The sequence below is a fragment of the Streptomyces mutabilis genome, from assembly GCF_014649815.1.
In the GTDB taxonomy this organism is placed as follows: Bacteria; Actinomycetota; Actinomycetes; order Streptomycetales; family Streptomycetaceae; genus Streptomyces; species Streptomyces mutabilis.
Genome location: NZ_BMTT01000016.1, coordinates 143,688 through 149,687, shown reverse-complemented (window position 1 = coordinate 149,687; position 6,000 = coordinate 143,688). Strand labels below are relative to the sequence as shown.

4 protein-coding genes are annotated in these 6,000 nt (G+C 68.8%); all 4 read left to right on the top strand.

All coding sequences use genetic code 11. From position 1 onward, the window contains the following. On the top strand, window positions 1–366 hold a 366-nt coding region (locus tag IE142_RS27395), incomplete at its 5' end, for a hypothetical protein (protein WP_229830916.1). 189 nt (window positions 367–555) lie between these two features. Further along, complete coding sequence (locus tag IE142_RS27390; RefSeq protein WP_191888232.1) at window positions 556–2,187, top strand: phosphodiester glycosidase family protein; 1,632 nt, start codon at window positions 556–558, stop codon at window positions 2,185–2,187. Window positions 2,188–2,257: 70 nt separating this feature from the next. Beyond that, window positions 2,258–3,271, top strand: coding sequence for an alpha/beta hydrolase (locus IE142_RS27385; protein ID WP_191888231.1), 1,014 nt, complete (start codon window positions 2,258–2,260; stop codon window positions 3,269–3,271). 470 nt (window positions 3,272–3,741) lie between these two features. Then, window positions 3,742–5,628, top strand: coding sequence for a DUF2075 domain-containing protein (locus tag IE142_RS27380; protein ID WP_191888230.1), 1,887 nt, complete (start codon window positions 3,742–3,744; stop codon window positions 5,626–5,628). Window positions 5,629–6,000: the final 372 nt, after the last annotated feature.

Here is a 6,000-nt window from a genome sequence, read left to right as displayed (position 1 = left end):
CCCCACCATGTCCAGCACAACGAAACCGACCAGCTCAGGCAACGATTTCTAACTGGAGTACTAGGGCCGGCGCACCGCATCGAAGACGCCCTGGTGGGAGAGCTGTGCCCGAACGGACGGGGCTGGTCTCTGACCGCGCGACAAGAAGTGCACCCGGACGAGTTCGACGACCTCCGAAGGCTGGTGGAGTGGCTGGGTGCGCGCACGACGAGCCGGGGAGCGATCGGCTACCTGCGCTTCTCCGAGTCCACTGCGCCCGACGTACTGATCGCCCAGGAGGAAGCGGCGAAGGGAACGGTGAACTGCGTCGTCCTACGCGGGGACAAGGTCGTCGGCACGTTCGCCGAGGCGACCGCCGGGCTCTGACGGAGAAGGCCGCGACCTTGACGGTGCGCCCGCAGGGGCCACTACTTGTGCAGTGAGCATTGGACGGCTGTCCACGTCCGCGTCAGGAGTGAGCGGAGAGGATGGACGGCGAACGATCGTCCCACCCCAGGTCATCGAGCCCGTCCATCAAGCCCTTCCCCTCCGACCCATCCCTTTCAGGCGGTGCAGATGAAGAAGAAACTGTGCGGCGCGGCTGCCGTCCTCGGCGTCCTCGTCACGGCGAGCGCACTGCCGTCCCGGGCATATACCCCGGCTGCTCAGCCGACCCGGCACACGCTCCCCCTCGGCCCCGCCGACCTGACCGAGACCCGCACCACCACAACCCTCCAGCCCGGCGTCACCCTCACCCGCATCGTGCGAGGCGGCGGCGGGACCGCCGGCTCCGCCCTGCACTGGACGGTCGAGGTCTCCATCCCCGGCGGCGAGACCTCACCGGACCCCGACGCGCCGCCGACCACCCTCAAGGACCGGGCGAGCGCGGACGAACTGGCCGCCGAGCTGAGGGCAAAGGGCTTCCAGGCCCGCGCGGAGCAGGTCAGGACACCGCGCACGGCCGACTACGCGGGCGGCACCCTCGGCTGGCGGGTCCGCGTAGGCACATTCGACTCCCAGTCCGCCGCGACCGCCGAACGAACACGCCTGAGGGCCGCCGGCCACACGGGATCCGCCGTCTACACCGGCTGGGACGGCGACGCCGACGCCCGCGGCCCATGGCACGTGGACGTGCTCACCATCGACCCGCGCAAGTTCCGCGGCCGCCTCGACGCGTCCTACGGCCCCGACCTGGAGAACCGCGAGACGACCAGCGACCTGTCCACGACGGCCGGCGCCACCGCGGCGGTCAACGCCGGCTTCTTCGTCCTCGACCCCAAGGCGGGCGCCCCCGGCGACCCGGCGGGCGTGGGCGTCTACGACGGCCGCCTCCTGAGCGAACCGGTCGCCGGACGCCCCGGCCTCGTGCTCCACGACAACGGCAGACGCACGCAGGTCACCCGCCTCACCTGGCGAGGCAGCGTCAGTACAGGAACCGCCTCCCTCCCCCTGAACGGCATCAACCGAGTACCCGGCCTGATCAGGAACTGCGGCGGCACCCCCGGCGACGCCCCGACGTCCCTGCCCCTCCACGACGTGACCTGCACCAACTCCGACGAACTGGTCACCTTCACCCCGGAGTACGGCGACACGACACCGCCCGGTGACGGAGTGGAAGCCGTACTGGACGCCCACGACCGAGTGGTAGAACTGCGCTCACCCCGAGGCGGCACCCTCCCGCCCGGCGGCAGCTCTATCCAGGCGACCGGCCGCCGCGTCGCCGACCTGACCGCCCTCGCACACATCGGCGACCGTCTCCGCATCACCACGACTCTCCTGGACGAACGAGGCCGCCGCCTCCAGCCCACACCCAGGACGCACATCCTGAACGCGGGCCCGGAACTGGTCCGCGACGGACGCCTGCACGTCACCCCCGCCACCGACGGCATGGTCCACCCGGACGACCCGAGCTGGTACTACGGCTGGGTCCACAAGCGCAACCCACGCACCCTGGCCGGCGTGGACACGGCAGGCCGGACCGTCCTCATCACGGCCGACGGCCGCAGCACCGAGTCCCTCGGCCTGAGCATCGGCGAGAGCGCCGAGGTCGCCAAGTCCCTGGGCCTGCGCGACGCCGTCAACTTCGACGGCGGCGGCTCCACGACGATGGTGACCGACGGCGCCCTGCTCAACGACCCGTCCGACGCCGCCGGCGAACGCCCGGTCGGCGACGCGCTGCTGATCCTGCCTCGCAGGCAGGGCCGCTGACGCGACCGACCCACCCGCACGCGAGAACCGCACCGCAGCGAAGCATCACAACCCACCCCAGGGAGCCGCCGTGTTCGCGAACGTGCCCACCGCCCTGACCCTACGAACCCGAGTCCTCCTCGTCCTGTCCGTACTGCTCGCCACCCTGACCCCCACCGCCCCGGCCCTGGCAGCAGCCCACCCCTCCGGCTCCTCCCACGGCGCGGAGGTCGTAGCCGTCACCCACGTCGCGGACCGACAGCTCGACCTCTCGGTCCGCTCGACGGCCCTCGGCGGCCGCACGGTCAAGGTCCGCCTCCTGACCCCCGACGGCTGGAACCCCGACGACCGGCGCCGACAGCACTGGCCGACCCTGTGGCTCCTGCACGGCTGCTGCGGTGACTACACGTCGTGGACCGCGATGACGGACGTCGCGGAGACCGACGCCCTCCGCGACGTCCTCGTCGTCATGCCGGAGGCCGGCTGGAACGGCTGGTACAGCGACTGGTGGAACCACGGCCAGGGCGGTGACCCCGCCTGGGAGACCTTCCACACCAAGGAGCTGCGTCACCTCTTGGAACGCGACTGGGGCGCCGGCCGCGACCGCGTCGTCGCCGGCCTGTCGATGGGCGGCCAGGGCGCCCTCCTCTACGCCGCCCGCCACCCGGGCATGTTCAAGGCCGCCGCCTCCTACTCCGGCTCGGCCCACCCCCTCCTCGACGAGGAGTCGGTCAACCGCATCCTGGGCTTCTTCGCCGGCCAGGGCAACGACCCGTTGAGGGTATGGGGAGACCCGGTCGCCCAACGCCGGATCTGGGAGGCACACGACCCCGGCCACCTCGCCAAGCGGCTCCGCTCCATCCCGGTGTACCTGTCCTGCGGGGACGGGACGACGGGGCCGTTGGACGCGCCGGGTGCCGCCAGTGCCCTCGAGGCCGACTTCAACCGGCAGAACCATGCGCTGGCCGCTGAGCTGCGGCGGATGGGGGCGCGGCACCTGACGACCAACTTCTACGGGCCTGGGACCCATATGTGGGCCTATTGGGAGCGGGAGCTGCATGCTTCGCTGCCGGTGTTGCTGAGAGCGCTGGAGGACGACGGATGAAGGGGCCGGTGAGCGTCTGCCGTGCGACTGCACAGTGGACGATCACGACACAGCTCGACTAAAGGATGTCCTGTGAGGAGGTAGGCCAGCAGGCGCCGTGTGGCTGTCGGGTCCAGATGGACGACGGAGCGGCGGCCACGTGCCCCAGGGCTGTGTCGGCCTTTGCGACCCTGGGTGTGCTGGACGCGTAGCCGTTTCAAGAGAAGCTGTAGACGCCGAGTCTCGGCGGACGGGCGTCGCCGCGCACCGTCACACCGCTGACGAGCGCGATCCGTTCAGCGGCCGAGGCGCACTGTGCCGGGCTGGCTTCCCCGCCGGCTCGGCGGCCACCAGCGAACTCTGTCAGTGGCACCAGGTAATGTCACACATATCGTCGAAGCGGCCCGACGGGCTTCCGCTCCGCCCCGGTGGAGTCTCGAAGGACATGCCCCCACCCGCACGAGTCATTTCGTGCTGCCTGGGGGAAGTTCTTGCTGTTCCGCGAGTCCGCCAAGTCGATCGCCGCGAGGACGCTCGACAGTTCTCTGTATCTCCACCTCACCGAGCGGTTCGTCCACATGCATGGATACCGACCCGGAGCCGCAGAAACGCGATCCTGGGAACGGAGCATCCCCGCGCTGACGGCGGCCCTGATCGACGCGGGTCTCGGCGACGTCGAGGTGTTGATCGAGTACGCGCTCCCGCTGAACAGTAGGCGGGCCGATGCGGTACTCGCGGGCGTGCACCCCGACACGGGCGAACCGTCCTACGTCGTGGTGGAACTGAAACAGTGGAGTCAGGCACTTCCCAACGAGGACGACCCCACCCTGTGCCACGTGGATGCCTATTCCCACCCCGTCCTCAACCCCATTGAGCAAGTTCGCCGGTACTGCGAGTACCTGGTCAACTTCAACGGAGCCGTTGCGGAGCACGGCCACAGGGTCAGCGGGGTGGCGTTCCTGCACAACGCCACCGAGTGTGGGGTGACCGGTCTGCGGGAGATCGAGCGCGACGGCCACGGTCTGCTCTTCACCGGAGAACGTCGAGGTGCCTTCCTCGACCACCTCCGCACGAAACTCAGCGACAGACGCTCGGGCGCTCGCGCAGCGGACGAACTGTGCGAAGGCGTCAAGGTGCCTTCGAAGCAGCTGATGTCGGTGGCTGCCGAAGAGGTGCGAGAGCGCACGCAGTTCGTACTCCTCGACGAGCAGCAGGTCGCGTACCGCATGGTGCTCAATGCCGTGCAGAAGGCGAAGAACGCCGACCGTAAGGAAGTCGTCGTCGTCACGGGCGGTCCGGGGACGGGCAAGAGCGTCATCGCCCTCCAGTTGCTCGGCGAGTTGTACCGCCGCGGTGTACCCGCACTGCACGCCACCGGCTCCCAATCCTTCACCAAGACGATGAGGAAGATCGCCGGGGCCCGCAAGCGAGAGGTCCAGGACCTTTTCAAGTACTTCAACAGCTTTATGACGGCAGAGAAGAACAGTTTGGGGGCTCTGATCTGCGACGAGGCCCACCGTATCCGGGAGACCTCGGCCAACCGGTACACCCGAGCCGCGCTCCGAACCGGCCGGGCACAGATCGACGAACTGATCGATGTCGCCTATGTTCCCGTCTTCTTCCTGGACGAGCACCAAGTTGTGCGTCCTGGTGAGATGGGCACTGTGGCGGACATCAAGAAGGCTGCGGCAAGGCGGGACATCCCTTGCCACGTCGTCCCTCTGGACAGCCAGTTCCGCTGCGGCGGCAGCGACGCCTACCTGCGCTGGGTGGTCCGGCTACTCGGCCTCGAACCCGGTGGGCCCGTGATCTGGGAACCCGACGGTCGTATGCAGTTGCTGGTCGCCGACAGCCCGCAGCAGATGGAAGCGTTCCTCGAGGCGCGCCGCGCCCAGGGCTACGGCGCCCGTATGTCCGCCGGCTACTGCTGGCGCTGGTCGCCGGAACCGAAGCCCGGAAGTCCTCTCCCGCCCGACGTCGTCATCGGCGACTGGGCCCGCCCCTGGAACCTGCGCGGTGACCGCTCTGTCTCCGGTGCCCCACCAGCAGCCCTGTGGGCCACCGACCCGGCAGGTTTCGGCCAGGTTGGCTGTGTCTACACCGCCCAGGGCTTCGAGTACGACTGGTCCGGCGTCATCATCGGTCCCGACCTGCTGTGGCGAGGCGACCGCTGGATCACTGACCGTACGGCGTCGAAGGACCCGGTCTTCAAGAAGTCGACTTCCGACGAAGACGTCGACCGCCTGATCCGCAACACCTACAAGGTGTTGCTGACGCGAGGGATGGTCGGCACCGTCGTCTTCGCGACGGACCCCGAGACCAGGGAGAAATTGCGTCAGCTGGTGGGAGGTTCGACTCGAGAACCCGCTTCGGTCTGACCGTTTCCGCTCGCTAAGATTCCCGATACCGGTTGCGGCCCGACGGGCTTCCTGCATGGACACGCCCCCACCCGCACGAGTCACTTGTGCTCTGGGGGATCGTCCTCGTGTCCATGCTCCTGCTGCGGTTGGCAGCACAGGACATTCTTGCCCGAATGAACGGCGTCGCCTGGTGCCCCACCTGGCTGCCCGCTGGGTGCACTTCCAACGGGGCGAATCCTCTGACAGCGAGCGCTCGGCATGGGCTGGAAGTCTTGTCTCGCTCGCCCAAGACCTGGTTGCCGCCGAGCGCGGCAACGTCGAGATGATCGTTGAGTGTTCTCCGACGGTGGACTCGTCCGAGGGCGCGAACGGGCTGGGCCAGATTGATGT